Origin of the sequence: Bradyrhizobium sp. 153 (genome assembly GCF_023073835.1) — a bacterium.
Lineage (GTDB): Bacteria > Pseudomonadota > Alphaproteobacteria > Rhizobiales > Xanthobacteraceae > Bradyrhizobium.
Genome location: NZ_JADPKH010000086.1, coordinates 46,681 through 66,757, shown reverse-complemented (window position 1 = coordinate 66,757; position 20,077 = coordinate 46,681). Strand labels below are relative to the sequence as shown.

Here is a 20,077-nt window from a genome sequence, read left to right as displayed (position 1 = left end):
ACAGCTAATAAGTCAGCTCGGCAATCGCAATCCTGCTCTCAGAGGCGGGCCAGGCGCGTGCCACAATCCGTTCTTCGCCAAACTGGGCCACGATGTTACGCCCGACCTCGCTGGCCGGAAGCCGCAGGGTTGCTGCCGCATCCGTGGGCACGCCCGGTTTGACGTCGGCCGGCTCCTTGCCGTCGAGCAGCACCACGTCCCGCGGCAGGCCGAAATAGCCGCGCGGCCGAGACATGATCACGACAGCTCCTGCGTCCTTGTCAGCCGGCCCGAGCGGGCGCGCAGGCCGCAGGTGCACGACGTCCGACGAGCGCGGGAATGGCGAGCGGTAGATGTGCGTCGTCGGCGTGTCGGGAGATACCAGGACGAATTCGAGCGACCAGGTAGGATCGATCTGCACCGGTCCCCAGCGGCCATCGGCACCGGTCTTTGAGCTGTGCAGCGCAACGCCCTTGCGCTCTCCCGTTTCGGGATCGACGCGGAAGACGTCGACGGTTGCGCCGGCCGCCGGACGGTTGGTCGGCACGCCGCCCGGCGTGCCCGTGACCAAACCGCTCAACTTCACGCTTGGCTCCGGCACAATCGCGATGCGCATCGGCTCGCGCCCGGCGACGAACTTGTAGATCTCGCGAAATGCGCGCGGATGAAACGCCACCTCGCGATGATCGAGCGCACCGAGTACGAGGTTGGTGGCCCCCTTCAGCTCCGGCCCCTCCGCGGTAATACCGGTCGGGACGCCGGGCTTTCCGATGAAACGGCCGTCGGCTTGTGCATATTTGTCCAGGCCGTCACTGCGCAAGGTGAGAAAAGCTGTGCCCGCCGTCACCTCGCTCTCGCCGTCGTTCAAGCCGCGCAGGAATGCACCGCGGCCATTGAACTCGTTGTTGGGCTGGTCGTCGGTCGCGAACACGCCGTGATTGGGCGTGCCGCACAACACGGCGTGGCTGACATCGCCGGCACCGCCATTTTTGATGACGTTACGGATCGCATAGCCACCTCGGGAGCTGCCGACCAGCGCCAAGCGCGACGCGCCGGTACGGCGCTTCAGGTCAGCGATGGCGGCGGTGAGCTCGCGGCGCTGGTCTTCTGTCGATGACCGGTTCGCCTGCTCGACCTTGTCGTCGCTGCGCGCAAGCGGATCGGTGAAATTGATCGCCGCCATGCGATCGCGTGCGACGCCGTTCGATTCCATCCGCCACAAGGTCGTCATCCAGAGCGCGTCGTAGTCGCCGTTGCCGTGGACGAACAGGATCGGCGGCAGCTCAGTGCTTGGCGTGGCGGCCGGTGCGGTTTGGGCCATCGCGCCTGCCGGCAAGCTCGCAACTGCGAAAGGCAAGCTGCTGACCCCTTGCAGGATCGTCCGTCGCGACAGCTTCATCTGTTCCTCCCCGGCAAACGCCTCTTTGCACCGCTTATACTGGCCTAATCACTGGACAGCGAAGGACTTTCGCAGGCATCACTGAATTTGCCGGAATCGCCAGGACCATTTCTGCCAGACCGTTTGGAAGGGATATGACCGAGCAGAGGAACCGCCAGAAAATTGTCGCCGACGGCATCACCGCGCCGCTGCGGTACACCGTATTCCGGCGCATCTGGCTTGCCAGCCTGCTCTCCAATCTCGGCCTCCTGATCCAAGGCGTTGGTGCCGCCTGGGCGATGACGCAGATGGCGGCCTCGGCCGATAAGGTGGCGCTGGTGCAAACCGCGCTGATGTTGCCGATCATGCTGATCTCGATGCCGGCGGGCGCCATCGCAGACATGTATGATCGACGCATCGTCACCCTGGTCTCGCTGTCGATCGCGCTGGTCGGCGCGAGCGCGCTCACCGTGCTGGCCGGCCTTAATCTGATCACTCCCGAATTGCTGCTCGCTTTTTGCTTCGTCGTCGGCAGCGGCAATGCGCTGTTCGGCCCCGCCTGGCAGTCCTCGGTGAGCGAACAGGTGCCGCCCGACGCACTGCCCTCGGCCGTCGCGCTCAACGGCATCAGCTACAACATCGCGCGCAGCTTCGGTCCCGCGGTTGGCGGCGTGATCGTCGCTGCGCTCGGCGCGGTGGCGGCGTTCGCTTGCAACGCGATTCTCTATCTGCCGCTGCTGGTGGTCCTGCTGCTCTGGCGCCGCAACACCGAACCCTCGCGCCTGCCACGAGAGAAGCTCAACCGCGCGATGGTCTCGGGCTTCCGGTACATCACCAATTCGCCGCCGATCAAGATCGTGCTGTTGCGCACGCTGGTGATGGGCCTGATCGGCGGGGCCGTGATGGCGCTGATGCCGCTGGTCGCGCGCGACCTCTTGCATGGCGGCGCGCAGACCTACGGCATCATGCTCGGCGCCTTCGGCATGGGGGCCGTGATCGGCGCGCTCAACATCCATGAATTGCGCAAGCGCATGAGCGGCGAAGCCGCGATCCGCGCCTGCACCATCTCGATGGCGTTTGCGATGGCCGCGGTCGGCTTGAGCACGGAGCCGGTGCTGACGGCAACTGCGCTGGTGCTGGCCGGCGCGGTCTGGATGGCCGCGATCGCGCTGTTCAATATCGGCGTGCAGCTCTCGGCGCCGCGCTGGGTCGCGGGCCGCTCGCTCGCGGCGTTCCAGGCCTCGATCTCGGGTGGCATCGCGATCGGCGCCTGGGGCTGGGGCCATCTCACCGACTATGCCGGGGTCGAGGTCGCACTCCTGGTCGCGGCCGGCCTGATGCTGATCTCGCCGCTGCTCGGCGTCTGGCTAGCGATGCCGCGCGTCGGCGCGCGCAATGAGGATGCCGAGGTGTTGGCCGATCCTGAGGTGAAGCTGTCGCTGACCGGCCGCAGCGGGCCTCTGGTGGTTGAGATCGAATACCGCGTAAGCCAAGAGAATGCCCGCGCCTTCCACAATGTGATGCAGGACGTACAGCTCTCCCGGCAGCGGAACGGCGCCTATGGCTGGTCGATCGCACGCGACATCGCCGATCCGGAATTGTGGACCGAGCGCTATCATTGTCCGACGTGGCTTGACTATTTACGCCAGCGCAACCGTTCGACTCAGTCCGAACGCGCTCTGCATCAGGAAGCCATGGCCTTCCACATCGGCCCCGAGCCGGTGCGGATCCGGCGCATGCTGGAGCGTCCGTTCGGCTCGGTGCGCTGGAAGGAGGACACGCCGGACCGCGCCAATAGCGAAGTGCTGCCGGTGGTCGCGACCGCGGCGGGGAGCAGCACGTAAGCCTCACGTTCGTCATTCCGCAGCGCGCCGTCAGGCGCGAGGCCGGAATGACAGGTTACTGCCCGTGATCCGTCAGCACCTTGTCGCAGCCTTTGCTCAGCCGGGTGCGGTTCTGCTTCAGGCAGGCGAGCACAGCGCCGTCGCCATTGTTCATCACGGCGCGGCAGAAGCGACTGACATCACGCGCGCAGGCATCGTGGCCGGGCTGCTGCTGCGCGGACGCGGCCGATGCGCACAGGAGCAAAGAAATAACGAAAAGAAATCTAGCCATCGCGTAATGCCTTCTACCGCAAAGAATGTGCGGGCGAAGCTAGTGCGATGGTCCTAAGGCCGCAACGGCTTTGTTGACTGGCTGCAACGTGCCACCGCATGGCGCCGGCTTGACCCCGGGGTACATCGCGAGGGGAGCTATCCGACGCAACGATCGCCGTGTTGCTTACTGCTTGTCCTGCGCGTCAGCGACCTTGCGCGACGCGCCCTTGGCGAGGTCCTTGTCCATCACCGCGCGGCAGCCGGCGGTTAAGTCAGAACGATGCTTGATCATGCACGCCGTGATCTTCGGGATGTTGGGAATGTCCGCGGAGCAGAGTCGGAAGGCATCGCCGGTGCACATCTGCTGCGCTTCGGCCGAGAAGGCGAAGCCCGAGGTCGTCGAGACGGTCGACACGATGGCGGCAAAGCCCAGGGCCAGACTGGTGTCGCGGATCTTGCTGGAAAACGACTTGGTCATTTGAAGCTCCCATTGGCACCGTCGGAACGGCGCCGGTTGTTGATGGGAACTACGATGCTCCGGCCAAACCGTTTCCACTGTGATGATGGTCACGGGAGGCACAGCCTCTGTGACCTCAGTCACTTTGGCGCACTTCGCTGAAATTCCTACGCGACCGGCGTCGCGTTGGTGTCACGTTAACTGTTCCTTCGCATTAATGGCTCGTCGCGCGGGAAATTCCGCCGGTTTGGTTGCGTAATTGGAAAGAATAGCGATGCGTAATGCGTTGGGCCTGATGCTGGCCAGTGTAGTTGCGGCGGTCGTGATCGCCGCCGGCGGTTGGTTTTATTATTCCGCGCGCGCCGATCAGGGCGCCCCCAAGACAGTTGCCGCCCGTGCCGCCGATCCATTGCCGGCACCGGCGAAGCTCGCCGCCAAGGATGACGTCGAGACCACCGCGGCGATCGCGGCCAAGCCGGCGGCAGCTGCCGCGGCGCCCGCCCCGGCCATGCCGGTGCAGCAGAAACAGGCCTGCGCCAATCCGAACGCGCTGGGCGTTGCCCGCGTGGTCGAGATCGACACCACAGGCGGTCCCGGCTTCGGCTTCGAGCACTTCAAGCAGTTCGACTTTCTCACCGAGAAGGAGGTCGTGCTGACCTTCGACGATGGTCCGTGGCCGGTCAATACGCCCGCCGTACTCAAGGCGCTCGCGGATGAATGCACCAAGGGCCTGTTTTTCTCGGTCGGCAAGCACGCAACCTATCATCCGGAGATCCTGCGCCAGGTGCTGGCCCAGGGCCACACGGTCGGCACGCACACCTGGTCGCATGTCAACCTCAACAGCAAGAAGATGACGGAGCAGCAGGTCAAGGACGAGGTCGAGAAGGGCTTCAGCGCCGTGAGATTCGCGCTCGGCACCAATCCGGCGCCGTTCTTCCGCTTCCCGCAGCTTCAGCACAATCCCGCGATGGTGACCTATTTCGGCACCCGCAACGTCGCGATGTTCTCGACCGACATCGACTCCTTCGACTTCAGGAAGGGCGCCACGCCGGAGAAGATCGTCGAGACCGTGATGACCAGGCTGGACAAGCTCGGCAAGGGCATCATCCTGATGCACGATTTCCAGAAGCACACCGGCGAAGCCATGCCGGCGCTGCTCGCGCGGCTCAAGGCCGGCGGCTACAAGATCGTGCAAATGAAGGCCAAGACGACCATTCAGACGCTGCCGGAATATGACGAGGCATTGCTGAAGGACTTGAAGGTGCCGACCTCGAGCGCCCGTCCGATCGCAAGTGTGGTGCAGACGGTTTCGCAGTAAGCGCGATCACCGCTTCAATATGCGCATGGCCGGGCCCTTCCCCCGGCCATTTGCTTTGGGCAAGCGGCTGTTACCAGTAGATGCCGTGGCGGTGCAGCTCGCCGATGATGCGACGTTCGGTCCAGCTGCGCTTGTGCTTCGGCTTGTCCGCCGTTGCCGTGGTCTTGCTGGCGGGCTTGATCGTCGTGACCTGCGCGGAGCTCGTCGTGGGCGTCGTCACGGCCGGAGCGGTCGGCGCAGCCGGCGCAGAAAGCGACACTGCCGGCGGACGATCGGAATATTTCGGAGCCTCATTGGCTGGCACGACGTCGCTCACCTGCGTCGGAGCGGCCGTCGCCGAAGTGGTCGTGATTTGCGGCGCGGAGGTCTGCTCGCCTGCCGCGGCCAGTGACAGGCTGCGGGATCCGCCTGCCTGGGCAGACGCAGAGGCCAGGAGCATGGCGGCAACCAGAATGATCTTGCGCATGTGAAATCTCCCCGTGTTGGCGTAACCGGGACGTTACGGGAAGCCCGCCTGAGGTTACGTGATCACGATCACTCAGGCTGCGCCCTTCGCGCGCGCAGTGAACGTGCGGGCCGAGCTATAATGGCCGTGCCAAGAAATGCGTGGAGTGAGTGACCCTGCAACCCTCGACAGCCCGTTCGGCACGAGGTTGTCACCCATGTCTCAGGTACGACCTGTTACCTATGTCTCCGGGCTGGACAGCTAAGTGGTGGTGCCGCAAGAGGGATTCGAACCCCCGACCCCGTCATTACGAATGACGTGCTCTACCGACTGAGCTATTGCGGCGAACCCTGCCGGAGCCAGGACAATGCCGGCCCCGATACGCGCGCCCCTGATATCGGGCATGGCCCGAATTGGCAAGGACAAGCGGCGTTCGAAATGGGCCTCACGCGCCCCAGCGAGACCAGAATCCGCGCCACCCGCCGGCCTGGGCCTTTGGCGTGCCGATTTGTTCCGTAAATTCGTCGCTCGGTCCCTCGTCGTCGACCCCGGGATCATCCGGCGCGCGGACGATCGGGATCACGGCAGGGATGGGGGCCGGTCCGGGTTTGCTAATGTCGGCGCGGCTCCGGAATACCGGCGTTGCCGCCGGCGGCGATGATTCGGCAGGCGCGGGAGCCGGATCAACCGGCTCGGAAGCCACGATCGTTGGTTCTTCCTTGGCAGCCTCCTTGGGAGCTTCCATGGGAGCTTCCTCGGAACCTTCCTTGGAACCTTCCTTGGCCTGAGGAGGGGAATTGTCCTGGGCAGCCGGCGCTGGCGCCGTCTCCACCGGTTCCACCGGCGCTTTGCTGGCCGCCGTCACTCGCTTCGGCGGCGGTGCCGCCAGCATGGCCTCCTCGAAGGCCGAGGATTCGATCGTGGTGCCCTTGTCGGAAGGCAGGCTCGCGACCGGCGTCTGCCACTGGAAGGCGTCGAGACGGCCGGTGACCGGAGAGACCGGACGCCAGCGGTCGCTGACATAGCCGTCCGCAGTCCAGGCCGGATCGAGGCGGGCCCGCACCGCACGCAAGGTCCAGGCGCGCGCACGGCCGCCATCGCCGTGCTCGGTACGCTCGATCTCGGCCATCAGCAGCGCAACGCGCTGGGTCGGATCGTCGAGGTACGGTGCGAGCACCTCGCGCGCGCGGGCGAACTCGGAGGCATCGATCGCAGCGCGCGCGATCGCGAGCTGGCCCTCGACATGGCCGGGCTTGTCGGCAGGCGTCTTGGCCGCGAGCGTCTCGACCCGCTGCAAGCGCTGCCGGGCGGAATCGCCGAGCTTCACATGGGCATAGGCATCCGCAAGATCGGGATGCGGATTGGCGAGCCAGGCGGCCTCGAGCAGCTTCATGGCGCGGCGCACCTGATGCGCTTCGCTCTCGAATTTTGCGGCGAGCACCGCGGCCGGCACCAGGGTCGGCGCGAGCTTGATCGCCTCCATCACGCTCTCGCGCGCGACGTCGCGGTCCATGGTTTCCAATTCCAGCGCGCGCGCGGTGAGCAGGACGCCGCGCTGCCGGCGATAGGTCCCCTTGTCGATCAGACCCGCGGACAGATTCGAATCGAGGATCGCGAGCGCGCCGCCCCAGTCGCCGCGCGCGCAGCGGAAGCCAAGCACGGCATGGGAGGCCCAGGTCGAGGATGGCGACAGCTTGATCGCTTCCTCCGCGATCGTCACGGCGCCGAGCGCATCGTCGGCGCGCTGCGCCTCGATGAAGAGGCCGCGCAGGCCGAGCAGCCGCGTGTCCTCACGCTCGGTCATGGCGCGGAAGACGCGCTGCGCTTCGTCGCGATTGCCTTCGAGCTGCGCCGACTGCGCGTGCAAGAGCAGCGCGAGCGGATCATTCGGCGCATGCCGTCGGGCCGCTGCCGCATGTCGACGGGCAAGCGCGGTGTCGCCATGACCGATCGCGAGCAGGCCGTGAGTGATCGCGTGGCGACCGCGGGCATGGCGCTTCTCATGACGACGGCGGCGCAGACGCCCCGGCATGCGCCAGATCATGGTCAAGACGCTCCAGACCAGCACGATCGCGGCTGCGAAGATGCCAAGCCCGAGCACGAACCCGGGAAAGGTCGTCGTGGCACGGAGACCGCCCCAGGTCAGGACCAGATCGCCGGGCTGATCGGCAACCCAGGCTCCGCCGGCCGCCGCCAATGCGATCAGAATGAGAAAGAGGACGATGCGAAGCATGGCGATCCCTATAAGCGCCGATCGTTGCGCGAATCTTTATTGAGCAGGCTTGGCTGGATCAGATTTGGCGAGATCCGCCATGGCATCGTCGGCGAATTTGCGGGAGGCGGCGAGCGCGGCGTCGCGAGCATCGGCCTTGTCGAGCCAGGCTTGCGCGGCGGTGCGATCAGTTTCCGGAAGCGACTTCAGCTCGCGACGTGCCTCCGCCACATCGTTGCGCAGCGCCGCCGAGGTGATGCGCGCCACGATGGCACCGCGGTCATTGCCGATCCCGTCGGTGCGTTCGATGCGGACGAGCTTCGACGCGCCCGCCTGGAGACGCTCGACGATACCGGTGCCGCCGGTCTGGGTTTCCGCCGGCGGCGACAGTTTCGGCACGATATTGAGAAGCTCGCGGCTCAGCGCGACCGGCGTCGGGATGCCGGACGATGCAAAGGCGTCGAGCGGCTTCAGCATATCCGGCTTTGCCGTCAGCGACCGCGCCGCGGCCAGTTGCTGTTGATAGGGATCGCCATGGCGAACGGCTACGTCGAGCAGGGCCGCCGCCACCACATGGCGCAGCGGCTTGTCGTCCATCGTTTTGGCCTCGGCGATCTTCTCGCCTTGCTGCGCGAGCTCGGCTCGTTCGGTCCTGCTGGCGCGCTCGAGCTGCGCAATGCGGTCGTTGAGCGTGGCAAGATCGGGCGCGGCAGCATCTGGAGCGGATTTCACGTCGTTCAGTGCGCTCGCAGTCTTGTCGGATTGTTCGCGCAGATTGGCGATGTCGCTGCGCAGACTGCTGACGGACTTCTCCAGCGCGTCGATCCGCGCCGCCATCGCTGGATCGGCGACGGGCTTGCCGGCCTTGGCTTCGACTGCGCTCACCCGCCCGCTGAGCGCATCGACCGTCGCGCTCGTGACTTGCGGTGCGGCAGGCGGCGCCTGCACCGCGGGCCAGCCCAGCATCCAACCGACCGCAATCACGACTGCGGCTGCGACAGCGCCGGAGAGCGGGGCAACGACCCAGGGCGAAATCGGCTGCGATACAGGCGCGGATGCCACAGCGGCCGGCGCCTCGTCACGTTCCGGCTCAGCGTCGGCAAGTTCGGACTTGGCCGGCTCGGATTGTGCCGGCTCGGTCTCGGCGTGCTCCGGCGTCGGCTGAGCCTCGGGCTCGCCCGCCGCCTGCTGCGGCTGGGTCGAGACTTCGCTCGCCTCGAGGTCGATGGTGGGAGGGGCGCGCTTGGCACGACCGCTGTCGGGGGCCAATCCTGCGTCTTCAGGCTTGTCGTCGACCATCGTGACGGTTCCTCACATCCATACCTTGCACAGATCCTTCGGATCCGATTGCGTCGGATTCGGCTCGACCTCTTACGCCAAACGGGTGCGCAAAGCACGCTCCAAGGTGTCGAATAAGGCATTTTCGTCCGGCGTCGCCGCAACCAGAACCTGCGACGCGCCGGCCTCTCGCAGCACGCCGGCAACCGTCTCGGACAGGCAGCATTGCGGTATAGCCAGCGCCGAGATTTCGACACCTTCGTCCCGCGCCGCCTCCAGGAACGCCCGCGCGCTGCGCCGGGAATAGTGCAGCACCGCCTCGATCCCATGGCTGGCAAAGCCCTCGCAAACTTCTCGCGGCAGCAACTTGACCGGAGCCATGCGATAAGTGGTCTGCGTGACCACATTGAATCCTTCGGCGCTGAGCTCGGCGCCGAGATCACGCGACAGATCCGCACCCGCCAGATAAAGCAGCGTGCTCCTTTTCTTCAGCACCTTGTCACGTGCACTCTGCACCACCTTGTCACGCAAGGCCGCGGCGTCGCCACCGGCGACGATCACCTCGGCAAAGCCGGCGTCGCGCGCCGCAATAGCCGTGTGCTCGCCGACCGCAAACAGCGGCAAGTGCAACAGACCAAGACCCGGCAATTGCGGCGCGACGGCACGGATCGCATTGGCCGATGTAACGATGATGCCGTCATAGCTCGTCTCACTCTCGTCATGAAAGGCGACCGGCTCGAACTTGAGCACCGGCGCAAGCAGCACCACATGCCCTCGCGCGCGCAAACTCGCCGCCGACGCCTCATTGTCGGGATGTGGTCGTGTGACGAGAATGGACATCGCTTGGTGTTCCCGAACCATTTGACGGTGGCCATTTGCGAGGGCGGCCGCGCGTGACGATTGCGCAAGCCGTGCCCGGAATGCTACCGGACGTACCAGAACTCTGCTTTACGGATGAGCGCAAGGGCGCAAGTTGGATAACAATTCGCCAATGCTGGTATTGGGCATCGAAACCACGTGCGACGAAACCGCCGCGGCCGTGGTCGAGCGCGCGCCTGACGGTGGCGGGACGATCCTGTCCAACATCGTACGGTCGCAGGTCGAGGAGCACGCCCGCTTCGGCGGCGTGGTACCGGAGATCGCTGCCCGCGCCCATGTCGATCTGCTCGATGACATCATCGACCGCGCCATGAGTGAGGCCGGCGTCGGCTTCGCCCAGCTGGGCGGTGTCGCGGCGGCCGCGGGCCCGGGGCTGATCGGCGGCGTCATCGTTGGGCTCACCACCGCCAAGGCGATCGCGATGGTGCACGGCACCCCGCTCGTCGCGGTGAACCACCTGGAGGCGCACGCGCTGACGCCACGTCTCACCGACGGAATCGAATTCCCCTATTGCCTATTCCTCGCCTCGGGCGGACATACCCAGATCGTTGCGGTCACCGGCGTCGGCCAGTATGTGCGGCTCGGCACCACGGTCGACGACGCCATTGGCGAGGCCTTTGACAAGGTCGCGAAGATGCTGGGCCTGCCTTATCCCGGCGGTCCGCAGGTCGAGCGCGCGGCGGCAAGCGGCGATGCGATGCGCTTCGCCTTTCCACGCCCGATGCAAGGGCGCCCCGACGCCAATTTCTCCCTATCCGGTTTGAAGACGGCGGTCCGCAACGAAGCGAGCCGCATCGCCGAGCTCACGCCGCAGGACATCAGCGATCTCTGCGCGAGTTTTCAAGCCGCCGCGCTGGAGTCGACGGCCGACCGCTTGAGCGTCGGTCTAAGACTTTTCCGCGAGCGGTTCGGCGCGCCGCGCGCGCTCGTGGCCGCCGGCGGTGTGGCCGCCAATCAGGCGATCCGCGAGGCCCTGAACGACGTCGCGCAGCAGGCCGGGACCCAGCTGATCATGCCGCCGCCCGAGCTCTGCACCGACAATGGCGCGATGATCGCCTGGGCCGGCGCCGAACGCCTTGCGCTCGGCATGACCGATACGATGGACGCGCAGCCCCGCGCACGCTGGCTGCTCGATGCCAACGCGACGGCACCGGCGGGCTACGGCAACACGCGAGCGGGATTCTAGTGATGACCGCGTTCGATTCCGTCGCCGTGGTCGGGGCAGGTGCCTGGGGCACGGCTCTCGCAACCGTGGCGGCGCGGGCAGGACGGAACGTGACGCTGTGGGCGCGCAATGCCGAACATGCGACGCGGATTGCCTCGACGCGCGACAATCCGCGGCTGCCCGGCGTGCGGATCGCTCCGGAAATCGTCGTGACGAGCGATCTGGCGCTCGCCGCGCGCGCCGACATGCTGCTGATCGCAACGCCCGCGCAGCATCTGCGCGGCGCGGTCAACCTGCTGGCCTCGCACATTGCAAGGCCGGTACCCGTCGTCGCCTGCGCCAAGGGCATCGAGCACGGCACCCACAAATTCATGACCGACGTGATCACCGAAGCTGCACCGGGCGCGCAGCCGGCGATCCTGTCAGGCCCGAGCTTCGCCGACGATGTCGCGCGCGGCCTGCCGACCGCGGTAACGCTGGCGGCGAAACAAGAAGCGCTGGCTACCCGCCTAGTGCAGGCGCTGGGCTCGCCGAGATTCCGGCCCTATCATTCCACCGACATCCGTGGCGTCGAGATCGGCGGCGCGGCCAAGAACGTGCTCGCGATCGCGGTCGGCATTGCGGTCGGACGCAAACTTGGCGCCTCGGCCCAGGCCGCGCTCACGACCCGCGGCTTTGCCGAGCTGACACGCCTTGGTCGCGCGCTTGGTGCGCGCAGCGAGACACTCACGGGCTTGTCCGGCCTCGGTGATCTCATTCTGACCTGTTCGAGCCCGCAATCACGCAATTTCGCGCTTGGCCTCGCACTGGGCCGCGGTGAGAACCCGCCCGCAGGCAAGCTTGCCGAGGGCGAGTCCACCGCGCCGGTTCTGATCGAGCTTGCGGCTTCGCAACACATTGAGATGCCGGTATCGGAAGCGGTCGCTTCGATCCTGAGCGGCCGGAGCACGATCGATGCCGCTATCTCGGGACTGTTGACGCGCCCCTTCAAGGCAGAGGAATGAACATGGCTTATTGGCTGGTGAAATCCGAACCGTCGGTGTGGTCCTGGGACCAGCAGGTGGCGAAGGGCGCCAAGGGCGAGGCCTGGACCGGCGTGCGCAACTTCACCGCGCGCCAGAACCTGGTCGCCATGAAGAGGGGCGACAAGGCGTTCTTCTATCATTCCAACGAGGGCAAGGAGATCGTCGGCATCGCGGAGGTCATCAAGGAAGCCTATCCGGATCCGACCGACAAGACCGGCAAGTTCGTCTGCGTCGACATCAAGGCCGACAAGCCCCTGAAGACACCGGTGACGATGGCCGCGATCAAGGCCGAGAAGAAGCTCGCCGACATGGCGCTTGTGAAATATTCGCGCCTGTCGGTGCAGCCGGTGACGGCGGAGGAGTGGAAGCTCGTCTGCAAGATGGGTGGGATGTCGTCGTAGGTACGTAGCCCGAATGAGCGAAACTCGGCCCTACGTCTGCGGCAACGCAAACACCTCGCACGGTGCGGCGATCCCACGCAGCGAATGCGATCCGAGCGCGATCAGAGGCATGTCCGTCTCTGCAGCGAGCGCGCCCGACACGAGCACGGTCCGCCCCAACGGCTTGCACAACCCTTCGAGCCGGCTGGCGAGATTGACGGCGGAGCCGATCGCCGTGAAATCGAGCCGGTTGGCAGCGCCGATATTGCCCCAGAGCATCTCGCCGAGATGGAGGGCGGCACCGAACGCGAGCGGCGGCAAGCCGTTGCCGCGGCGCTCCTCGTTGAGATAGGCCATCCCGGCTTCGGCCGCGCTTGCGGCGCGCAGAGCGGCCTCGCAGGCACGGCGCGGTGACGCTTCGATCACCGGAAAGATCGCCAGCACGCCGTCGCCGATGAATTTCAGCACCTCGCCGCCGAAGGCGTGAACGGCGCCGGCGATGCGGTCGAACCAGGCATCGAGCGCTGCGATGACATCGCCCGGCGGACTTGTCTCCGACAAACCGGTGAAGTTGCGCAAGTCGGCATAGAGCAACGCGGCCTGAATGGTCTCGCCAAGATCGCGCCGCAGCGGCGCCGCCAGCACCCGCTCCGCACTGCGCTTGCCGAGATAGGCGTCGAGTGTCGCCCGCAACGTGGCACGCGCGGCGAGCACGGCGAGCGGCGTCGCGGCAAAACGTGCAGCCTGGCGCAATCGCTCGATCTCGCCCGAGGTGAACGGACCCGGCCCGATCCACCCAAGCAAAGGCCCATCGGCCCGTCCGACGATATCTTCGTGCACCTCACCGCCCGCGATATCGCGCAGCCAGCCGCGGCCGGCATCGTTCGGCGGGTCCGGTGCCAGCCCGCCCGGCGCAAAGCCGAGCGCTTCGATCACCCGGCCAGTGTCGGCGCGCCACAACCAGGTCCGCTTCGCGATCAGCGGGTCAGGCACTTCCAGCGTCAGCGCCCCCGCCGCAAGCGGCACGCCATCAGCAACCAAATGGGCGCCGAGTTCCGCAAGCAGGCGGTCCGCCCCAAGACTATCTGCGGCGGCATCGACAAGCCAGGCGAGGGTCGGGGAGAGATGCATGGCTCAATCATGACGAAAGCGCGCCGTCTTTGTCACGGGCAATCCTTGACGGGCCGCTCCGGCCCCGCCATGTCCGAGTGTCAGCCCAGGGATGATCGCCAATGACCGAACCGTTCATAGTGCGACGCGAGACCCAGATCGCCGCCCCGCGCGCGACTGTTTTCGCCTATCTGACCGACCCCGAGAAGATTTTGAGCTGGATGGGTTCCGACGCGACCACGGAGCCCCGTCCCGGCGGGCTCTATCTGCTTAAAGGCGTCGGCCCGCGCGGCGGCGTCGCCCGCGGCGCTTTCCGCGAGGTCGTGCCGGTGCATCGTCTCGCCTACACGTTCGGCTGGGAGGGCGGCCAGGAAGTGCCGCCCGGCTCGAGCCTGATCGAGATCGACCTGATTGAGCAAGACGGCGGCACGTTGCTGCGGATGACCCACAGCGGCCTGCCGACCGCAGAACAGGCCGCCGCACATGCGACGGGGTGGGCACATTATCTGGAACGGCTCACCACGGCAGCTGCCGGTGGCGATCCCGGTCAGGACCGCGGCGTTTCGAACAAAGCGTAGCCGACAGGCGGATCAGACCGCCGCGGTCGCCACCACTTGCGCCAGAAGCTGCTCGCGCCTCGCCTGCGAGCGCTGGCCCTTCATGGTCGCGGCAAAGCGTTCGAGGATGCCGTCCTCGAAGGCGGTGACGATGGTGTCGTGGACGTAGCTCTTGCGGCAGATCGCCGGCGTGTTGGAGAGCTGGTCGGCAGCGGCGCGGATTGCGTCAAGCACCTGCTTCTTGCGGCCACGCTGGCTGGTCGCCGGCGTGATCCGCGACAGCGATTCCACGACCACGGCGGACGCCATCAGCGTGCGAAAATCCTTCAGCGAGATCTTGATGCCGGCGATCTCGCGCAGAAACGCGTTCACCTGCGTGGTATTGACCGCGCGCACGATGCCGTAGGCGTCGCGATACTGGAACATGCGCTTGCCCGGAACGCGCTGCAAAATGCCGATGGCGCGGACTAGCTTGGCTGCGTCGCACTCCTTCCGCACCGCCTTGCCGCCCTTCGCCTTGAAAGTCATCACAAAGCAATCGTCTTCCAGCGTGACGTTGGACTTGAGCAGCGTGGTGGCGCCGCGAGTGCCGTTGAGACGGGCGTAGGATTCGTTGCCGGGACGGATCGCGGTGCGGGCGATCAGTTCGATGACGGCCGAGAGCGCGAACTCGCGCGTCGGCTCGTCCCCTGACAGGAACGCCGAGACCTTGCGCCGGATTTTGGGCAGCGCGCCGACGAGCTTCTCGAGGCGATGCGCCTTGCGGTGCTCGCGGACCTTCTCCCAATCGGCGTGATAGCGATATTGCAGCCGGCCCGCGGCATCGCGTCCCACGGCCTGGAGATGCGAGCTCGGATCGGCGGAGTAGCGCACCTCGCGGTAGGCCGGCGGCACTGCCATGGCGTGCAGCCGGCGGATGGTGCGGGCGTCGCGGATATGAGCCCCGTTCGGGCGGACGAAGGAGTAGCCCTTGCCGCGCTTGATGCGCCGGATGGTCAGCTCGTTTTGATCGCCGAGCCGCAGGCCGAGTTCCCTTGCGAGCGCCTCGACGGTCGCCGCCGGCCTGGTGTCGAAGGTCTTTTTGGGGCTGGAACGCCTGAAACCAGCCGGTTTCGGCCATTGTCCAAGGGCTTTGGCGAGGGCAATGGCCGCAGGATCGGCTGAAGCGGGCCGCATCGTCCCGAGATTCTGCTGATCCATCATAGTGTTAAGCCTTGGCCCTGTTTCTTACCGTTCAATGCCGCTGTTCTGATTTTTGTTCCTGCGGTCGCTTTGGACCCGGGTTGGCCATTTAGGGTGTTCCGAACCGTATTGCCAGTCCTGAATCAGTGATAGGCGGTTGCCGGATACCTCCAGTCGGCGCATGCGGGTCTGCACCCCGCTATTTCGGAGATCTGGGTAAAGAGCCGAAAGGCGCCTCTTGGCCTGTTTCAGGTTTGCGCCATGCCGCCCTGCGGACCTTGATCCCGCCCGCCGAAGGTCCAGCTTGTGCTCCTTGTCGGGTCCGGTTAGCCCGACGCATAATCGTTCAGCGATCAAGTCGGCTTGCCAATCGCACGCGTTCGGCTTGCCGTATGTGGAGGGAAACATGTCCGAGAAGATCTACGACGTACCCGCAGAGTGGGCGAAGCGGGCCTGGGTCGATCAGGCCAAGTACAAGGACATGTATGCGCGCTCGATCTCGGACCCGAACGGTTTTTGGGTGGAGCAGGCCAAGCGCATCGACTGGATGAAGGCGCCGACGAAAATCGAGAACGTCTCGTTCGCGCCCGGCAACATATCGATCAAATGGTTCGAGGACGGCGTCCTCAACGTTGCCCAAAATTGCATCGACCGGCATCTGCACAAGCGCGCCAACCAGACCGCGATCATCTGGGAAGGCGACGACCCCTCGCAATCCCGGCACATCACCTACAAGGAGCTGCACGACGAGGTCTGCCGGATGGCCAACATCCTGCGCACCCGCAACGTTGGGAAGGGCGACCGCGTCACCATCTACCTGCCGATGATCCCGGAAGCGGCCTATGCGATGCTGGCCTGCGCGCGAATCGGCGCGATCCACTCCGTGGTGTTCGCCGGCTTCTCGCCCGACAGCCTCGCCCAGCGCATCAATGACTGCCAATCCAAGGTGATCATCACCGCGGACGAAGGCCTGCGCGGCGGCAAGAAGGTGCCGCTGAAGGCCAATGTCGACGCGGCGCTCGCCAAAACCGACGGCGTCGACTGGGTCGTCGTGGTCAAGCGCACCGGCGGCAAGGTCGACATGAACCCGACGCGCGACCTCTGGTACCACGAGGCGGCGGCGATGGTGACGACGGAATGCCCGGTCGAGCACATGCATGCCGAGGATCCTCTGTTCATCCTCTATACCTCGGGCTCGACTGGCCAGCCCAAGGGCGTGCTGCACACCTCGGGCGGCTATCTCGTGTTCGCCTCGATGACGCATCAATACGTCTTCGACTATCACGACGGCGACATCTACTGGTGCACCGCCGACGTCGGCTGGGTCACCGGCCACAGCTACATCCTCTACGGGCCGCTCGCCAACGGCGCGACCACGCTGATGTTCGAAGGCGTGCCGAACTATCCCGACAATTCCAGGTTTTGGAACGTCATCGACAAGCACAAGGTCAACATCTTCTACACCGCGCCGACCGCGATCCGCGCGCTGATGCAGTCCGGCGACGAGCCGGTGAAGAAGACCTCGCGCGCCTCGCTTCGTCTGCTCGGTTCGGTCGGCGAGCCGATCAATCCGGAAGCATGGGAGTGGTATTACCGCGTCGTCGGCGACGACCGCTGCCCGATCGTCGACACCTGGTGGCAGACCGAGACCGGCGGCATCCTGATCACGCCGCTGCCGGGCGCAACAAAACTCAAGCCGGGCTCGGCGACGCAACCGTTCTTCGGCGTTGTGCCGGAAATCGTCGATGCCGACGGCAAGGTGCTCGAGGGCGAGGCCACCGGCAATCTGTGCCTGACGCGATCGTGGCCGGGCCAGATGCGCACAGTCTATGGCGACCATGCCCGCTTCGAGCAGACCTATTTTTCGACCTACAAGGGCAAATACTTCACCGGCGACGGCTGCCGGCGTGACGCCGACGGCTATTACTGGATCACCGGCCGCGTCGACGACGTAATCAACGTCTCCGGCCATCGCATGGGCACCGCGGAAGTCGAGAGTGCGCTGGTCGCGCACGAGAAGGTGTCGGAGGCGGCCGTGGTCGGGTTCCCGCACGACATCAAGGGCCAGGGCATCTACGCCTATGTCACGCTGATGGCCGGCGTCGAGCCGACCGACGATCTGCGCAAGGAGCTCGTGACCTGGGTGCGCAAGGAGATCGGCCCGATCGCCTCGCCCGACCAGATCCAGTTCGCCCCGAGCCTGCCCAAAACCCGCTCCGGCAAGATCATGCGCCGCATCCTGCGGAAGATCGCCGAGGACGAGCCGGGCAGCTTAGGGGACACCTCGACGCTGGCCGATCCCGCCGTGGTCGACGACCTCGTCAGAAACAGGCAGAACCGGAAGCAGGCATAGGCTCAACCCATCGTCATTCCGGGGCGGTCCGCAGGACCGAACCCGGAATCTCGAGATTCCGGGTCACGCTGTCGCGCGCCCGGAATGACGCGGCTCACATCCTCACGCACTCGTCAGGGTGCGCGGCACAGGTTCGCATCTTTCCCGCCGAGTGTTGTTTTCAGGTCATTTACTTTATTTCGAACATTTCCTTTGTTCCCCCCGCTGGCTGGCCTTTGGCGACCGTGCGTGGAAACCATCCGGTTAACAAGCGCGGTTAGGAATGTCTGGGCAAGCCGCAATTGCCGGGTTTGCGTGGTTTGGACGATCCTTTCGGGGCAAGGGGAAAATGATAACGATGAGGATTGCGGTGGCGCTGGCCGCCACCATGGGGTTCGGGGTCTTGATGCTGACGGCGGCCGAGGCGCGGCCGGAAATGGTCGGGACGAACCCGGCCGATTATTCGCCGGGCACGATCGTGGTCAAGACCAGCGAGCGGCGGCTCTACCTCATTCTCGATAACGGCCATGCCGTGCGCTATCCGGTTGGCGTCGGCAAGGCCGGCAAGCAATGGGCCGGCACGACCAAGATCGACGGCAAGTATCTCAATCCGGCCTGGGCACCGCCTGCCGAGGTGAAGCGCGACAAGCCGAGCATTCCCGACGTCATCCCGGGCGGCTCGCCGCGCAATCCGATGGGCGTTGCGGCGATGACGCTGTCCGGCGGCGAATATGCGATCCACGGCACCAACGTGCCGGGCTCGATCGGCGGCTTCGTCTCCTATGGCTGTATCCGCATGCTCAACGACGACATCACCGATCTCTACGGCCGCGTCCCCGTGGGCACGACGGTGGTCGTCACGCACTGATCGAAGAGTTCGGAAGAGGATTGCCAAAGCCGCGTCTTGCGACGCGGCTTTTTGCTACCAGAAGCGCCAGCCCCGCGCGCACCAGCCGTCGCGATGGCCGCCATTGTAACTGCGCACGTAACCGCCCGCGAGCAGCGTCGCCGCAACGTTGGCAGTCCGCCGGGTCGCGACATCAGCGAGAATGCGTCCGTATTTGTCGGGTCCGAGATTGGAAATCGTTACGTCCCCCTGGCCGAGCAGATTGCGCAGCGCATCGGTGGCGGCTTCGGCCTTGTTCAGCTCATCCTGGCAAGATGCCTTCAGTTCCGGCGCATCGATGCCGCGCAGGCGAACCCGCACAACGAGATGGCCGCCGCTGCGCTGATGCACGCGCGCCAGGAACGTGTCGCCGTCGACAGTGCGGATCACCTCGACCGGCTGGCGAGCGCCAGCATCTCCCGCCTGCTGGAGGACGACTTCGGTCGCCTGGCCGTCGGCTCCATGCGGGACGGGCCAGTTCGTGCCGTGCCGGAAGGCAAGCACGACAGCCGTCACGACGCCGACCACGAACATCCAGGGCAACAGTCCGGAGAATCGGCGATGGAACGGAGAGCCGCCGAACTGCGGCCGATAGGCACTGGGGCGATTGGGGAGGCGCATCCAGCCAAGCTAGGGCTGAGTCGGGGAAACCGACAAGTGCGACGCTCCAGATGCGACAATTCCGATCGACACACGAGCCTGCAGGAAAGTTCCACTTTTCATGGATTGTCGACTCGATGGGCGAGGCAAACGAATTCGCGGTGCGGCAGGAGCGGGATCGTGCGCTAACGTCGCACTCGTCGGCGGCGCATTCGTCTTCTCTGTGCTGAACATCGCCCGCCCGATCGTCGCACCGCGAGGTGCTGTTACAGCTCGCGGTGCCAAGAAGACAATCGAGATTCCCTGTTTCGGTCGTGGTGACGAGGTCGGCGTGCGGCCAAAACATTCAAGGAAGCCTGATCCGCATCGAGCAGATGGAATCCGAGCAGAGACTAAGCAAGCCGCGCGGGCAAGTTCATCGAGATCATGTCGCCTGTCGCTCACCGAGCGCGAGCATCGCGATCTGTGATGGCCACGGCGGACACCCCGCTGGACCAGCAAGGGCTCAAAAGTCGGAGGCGATGCCCTTGCTCTCCCAATCGCCATAGCGGGTGGGCTCTGGTCCCTTCGGTCCCTGAAGCTCCTTCGGCCGCGCTTTGGCTTCGGCTGCCGCGGCCTGCCGCCGCGCTTCGGCTTCAGCCAGCGCGCGCTGGGCAGCGGGCGGCAGCGGCTTGCGATCGGGAACGGAAGGCTGGTCACTCATCGTGCGGCTTTTCTAGCGCAGGACGGCCCGCAGCGCGACGTCCAATAACGCATCCCTGAAATGGGGCCCAAGGGCTGAAAAAGCCGGAAGCGATT

General features: G+C 65.6%; 19 protein-coding genes and 1 tRNA gene. 8 read left to right on the top strand and 12 right to left on the bottom strand.

Translation table 11 applies throughout. The features are described 5' to 3' along the window. Positions 1–4 precede the first annotated feature (4 nt). Entirely contained in the window at positions 5–1,378 is a 1,374-nt protein-coding gene (locus IVA91_RS23465; RefSeq protein WP_247450896.1) for a hydrolase, read from the bottom strand. 134 nt (positions 1,379–1,512) lie between these two features. On the opposite strand from IVA91_RS23465, the gene IVA91_RS23460 reads away from it, so the two are divergent. Further along, a complete protein-coding gene (locus IVA91_RS23460) occupies positions 1,513–3,201 on the top strand; it encodes an MFS transporter (protein ID WP_247280008.1) in 1,689 nt (562 codons plus the stop codon). Between the two features lie 55 nt (positions 3,202–3,256). Here IVA91_RS23460 and IVA91_RS23455 read toward each other — a convergent pair whose 3' ends face one another. Together IVA91_RS23455 and IVA91_RS23450 are read right to left on the bottom strand one after the other, a co-directional pair. Continuing rightward, complete coding sequence (locus IVA91_RS23455) at positions 3,257–3,472, bottom strand: cysteine rich repeat-containing protein (protein ID WP_247280007.1); 216 nt, start codon at positions 3,470–3,472, stop codon at positions 3,257–3,259. Between the two features lie 165 nt (positions 3,473–3,637). After that, the gene (locus IVA91_RS23450) at positions 3,638–3,931 is read right to left on the bottom strand and encodes a hypothetical protein (protein ID WP_247280006.1); all 294 of its coding nucleotides are present in this window, start codon (positions 3,929–3,931) and stop codon (positions 3,638–3,640) included. Positions 3,932–4,184: 253 nt separating this feature from the next. Here IVA91_RS23450 and IVA91_RS23445 point away from each other — a divergent pair, with 253 nt between their 5' ends. Further along, positions 4,185–5,228 carry a polysaccharide deacetylase family protein gene (locus tag IVA91_RS23445; RefSeq protein ID WP_247280005.1) on the top strand — a complete coding sequence of 348 codons (1,044 nt, stop codon included), beginning with the start codon at positions 4,185–4,187 and terminating at the stop codon, positions 5,226–5,228. A 70-nt stretch (positions 5,229–5,298) separates the two neighbouring features. Here IVA91_RS23445 and IVA91_RS23440 read toward each other — a convergent pair whose 3' ends face one another. The 5 genes from IVA91_RS23440 to IVA91_RS23420 form a co-directional block, all read right to left on the bottom strand. Next, positions 5,299–5,694 carry a hypothetical protein gene (locus tag IVA91_RS23440; protein WP_247280004.1) on the bottom strand — a complete coding sequence of 132 codons (396 nt, stop codon included), beginning with the start codon at positions 5,692–5,694 and terminating at the stop codon, positions 5,299–5,301. A gap of 248 nt (positions 5,695–5,942) precedes the next feature. Continuing rightward, positions 5,943–6,018: transfer RNA gene (locus IVA91_RS23435), tRNA-Thr, on the bottom strand. A gap of 100 nt (positions 6,019–6,118) precedes the next feature. Next, the gene (locus IVA91_RS23430) at positions 6,119–7,906 is read right to left on the bottom strand and encodes a heme biosynthesis HemY N-terminal domain-containing protein (protein WP_247280003.1); all 1,788 of its coding nucleotides are present in this window, start codon (positions 7,904–7,906) and stop codon (positions 6,119–6,121) included. A gap of 36 nt (positions 7,907–7,942) precedes the next feature. Then, on the bottom strand, positions 7,943–9,184 hold the full coding sequence (locus IVA91_RS23425) for a hypothetical protein (protein ID WP_247280002.1): 1,242 nt from the start codon (positions 9,182–9,184) through the stop codon (positions 7,943–7,945). A gap of 72 nt (positions 9,185–9,256) precedes the next feature. After that, positions 9,257–10,003 carry a uroporphyrinogen-III synthase gene (locus IVA91_RS23420; RefSeq protein ID WP_247280001.1) on the bottom strand — a complete coding sequence of 249 codons (747 nt, stop codon included), beginning with the start codon at positions 10,001–10,003 and terminating at the stop codon, positions 9,257–9,259. Positions 10,004–10,154: 151 nt separating this feature from the next. On the opposite strand from IVA91_RS23420, the gene tsaD reads away from it, so the two are divergent. The 3 genes from tsaD to IVA91_RS23405 are packed head-to-tail and all read left to right on the top strand — an operon-like array spanning position 10,155 to position 12,633. After that, a complete protein-coding gene (tsaD, locus tag IVA91_RS23415) occupies positions 10,155–11,228 on the top strand; it encodes a tRNA (adenosine(37)-N6)-threonylcarbamoyltransferase complex transferase subunit TsaD (protein WP_247280000.1) in 1,074 nt (357 codons plus the stop codon). A 2-nt stretch (positions 11,229–11,230) separates the two neighbouring features. After that, on the top strand, positions 11,231–12,211 hold the full coding sequence (locus IVA91_RS23410; RefSeq protein ID WP_247279999.1) for an NAD(P)H-dependent glycerol-3-phosphate dehydrogenase: 981 nt from the start codon (positions 11,231–11,233) through the stop codon (positions 12,209–12,211). Positions 12,212–12,213: 2 nt separating this feature from the next. Next, a complete protein-coding gene (locus IVA91_RS23405; RefSeq protein ID WP_247279998.1) occupies positions 12,214–12,633 on the top strand; it encodes an EVE domain-containing protein in 420 nt (139 codons plus the stop codon). A 30-nt stretch (positions 12,634–12,663) separates the two neighbouring features. On the opposite strand, the gene IVA91_RS23400 is transcribed toward IVA91_RS23405, so the two are convergent. Next, positions 12,664–13,743, bottom strand: coding sequence for an adenylate/guanylate cyclase domain-containing protein (locus IVA91_RS23400; protein WP_247279997.1), 1,080 nt, complete (start codon positions 13,741–13,743; stop codon positions 12,664–12,666). Between the two features lie 101 nt (positions 13,744–13,844). Here IVA91_RS23400 and IVA91_RS23395 point away from each other — a divergent pair, with 101 nt between their 5' ends. Then, on the top strand, positions 13,845–14,300 hold the full coding sequence (locus IVA91_RS23395) for an SRPBCC family protein (protein ID WP_247279996.1): 456 nt from the start codon (positions 13,845–13,847) through the stop codon (positions 14,298–14,300). 12 nt (positions 14,301–14,312) lie between these two features. Here the strand turns inward: IVA91_RS23395 and IVA91_RS23390 are convergent, their stop codons facing one another. Then, positions 14,313–15,482, bottom strand: coding sequence for a DNA topoisomerase IB (locus IVA91_RS23390; RefSeq protein ID WP_247279995.1), 1,170 nt, complete (start codon positions 15,480–15,482; stop codon positions 14,313–14,315). Positions 15,483–15,867: 385 nt separating this feature from the next. On the opposite strand from IVA91_RS23390, the gene acs reads away from it, so the two are divergent. Beyond that, positions 15,868–17,814, top strand: coding sequence for an acetate--CoA ligase (acs, locus tag IVA91_RS23385; RefSeq protein ID WP_247279994.1), 1,947 nt, complete (start codon positions 15,868–15,870; stop codon positions 17,812–17,814). Between the two features lie 331 nt (positions 17,815–18,145). After that, entirely contained in the window at positions 18,146–18,661 is a 516-nt protein-coding gene (locus IVA91_RS23380; protein WP_247280040.1) for a L,D-transpeptidase, read from the top strand. A 54-nt stretch (positions 18,662–18,715) separates the two neighbouring features. Here the strand turns inward: IVA91_RS23380 and IVA91_RS23375 are convergent, their stop codons facing one another. Next, positions 18,716–19,300 carry a thermonuclease family protein gene (locus tag IVA91_RS23375; RefSeq protein ID WP_247279993.1) on the bottom strand — a complete coding sequence of 195 codons (585 nt, stop codon included), beginning with the start codon at positions 19,298–19,300 and terminating at the stop codon, positions 18,716–18,718. A 484-nt stretch (positions 19,301–19,784) separates the two neighbouring features. Further along, positions 19,785–19,982, bottom strand: a complete 198-nt coding sequence (locus IVA91_RS23370) for a DUF1674 domain-containing protein (protein ID WP_247279992.1) — start codon at positions 19,980–19,982, stop codon at positions 19,785–19,787. Positions 19,983–20,077 lie beyond the last annotated feature (95 nt).

What these genes read in the sequence shown, in the direction of transcription:
- IVA91_RS23430 (WP_247280003.1), bottom strand. Translation starts at nt 7,906, where the DNA reads ATGCTTCGCATCGTCCTCTTTCTCATTCTGATCGCATTGGCGGCGGCC.
- IVA91_RS23445 (WP_247280005.1), top strand. Translation starts at nt 4,185, where the DNA reads ATGCGTAATGCGTTGGGCCTGATGCTGGCCAGTGTAGTTGCGGCGGTC.
- IVA91_RS23400 (WP_247279997.1), bottom strand. Translation starts at nt 13,743, where the DNA reads ATGCATCTCTCCCCGACCCTCGCCTGGCTTGTCGATGCCGCCGCAGAT.
- acs (WP_247279994.1), top strand. Translation starts at nt 15,868, where the DNA reads ATGTCCGAGAAGATCTACGACGTACCCGCAGAGTGGGCGAAGCGGGCC.
- IVA91_RS23465 (WP_247450896.1), bottom strand. Translation starts at nt 1,378, where the DNA reads ATGAAGCTGTCGCGACGGACGATCCTGCAAGGGGTCAGCAGCTTGCCT.
- IVA91_RS23410 (WP_247279999.1), top strand. Translation starts at nt 11,231, where the DNA reads ATGACCGCGTTCGATTCCGTCGCCGTGGTCGGGGCAGGTGCCTGGGGC.
- IVA91_RS23460 (WP_247280008.1), top strand. Translation starts at nt 1,513, where the DNA reads ATGACCGAGCAGAGGAACCGCCAGAAAATTGTCGCCGACGGCATCACC.
- IVA91_RS23425 (WP_247280002.1), bottom strand. Translation starts at nt 9,184, where the DNA reads ATGGTCGACGACAAGCCTGAAGACGCAGGATTGGCCCCCGACAGCGGT.
- tsaD (WP_247280000.1), top strand. Translation starts at nt 10,155, where the DNA reads ATGCTGGTATTGGGCATCGAAACCACGTGCGACGAAACCGCCGCGGCC.
- IVA91_RS23420 (WP_247280001.1), bottom strand. Translation starts at nt 10,003, where the DNA reads ATGTCCATTCTCGTCACACGACCACATCCCGACAATGAGGCGTCGGCG.
- IVA91_RS23390 (WP_247279995.1), bottom strand. Translation starts at nt 15,482, where the DNA reads ATGATGGATCAGCAGAATCTCGGGACGATGCGGCCCGCTTCAGCCGAT.
- IVA91_RS23395 (WP_247279996.1), top strand. Translation starts at nt 13,845, where the DNA reads ATGACCGAACCGTTCATAGTGCGACGCGAGACCCAGATCGCCGCCCCG.
- IVA91_RS23450 (WP_247280006.1), bottom strand. Translation starts at nt 3,931, where the DNA reads ATGACCAAGTCGTTTTCCAGCAAGATCCGCGACACCAGTCTGGCCCTG.
- IVA91_RS23440 (WP_247280004.1), bottom strand. Translation starts at nt 5,694, where the DNA reads ATGCGCAAGATCATTCTGGTTGCCGCCATGCTCCTGGCCTCTGCGTCT.
- IVA91_RS23405 (WP_247279998.1), top strand. Translation starts at nt 12,214, where the DNA reads ATGGCTTATTGGCTGGTGAAATCCGAACCGTCGGTGTGGTCCTGGGAC.
- IVA91_RS23375 (WP_247279993.1), bottom strand. Translation starts at nt 19,300, where the DNA reads ATGCGCCTCCCCAATCGCCCCAGTGCCTATCGGCCGCAGTTCGGCGGC.
- IVA91_RS23370 (WP_247279992.1), bottom strand. Translation starts at nt 19,982, where the DNA reads ATGAGTGACCAGCCTTCCGTTCCCGATCGCAAGCCGCTGCCGCCCGCT.
- IVA91_RS23455 (WP_247280007.1), bottom strand. Translation starts at nt 3,472, where the DNA reads ATGGCTAGATTTCTTTTCGTTATTTCTTTGCTCCTGTGCGCATCGGCC.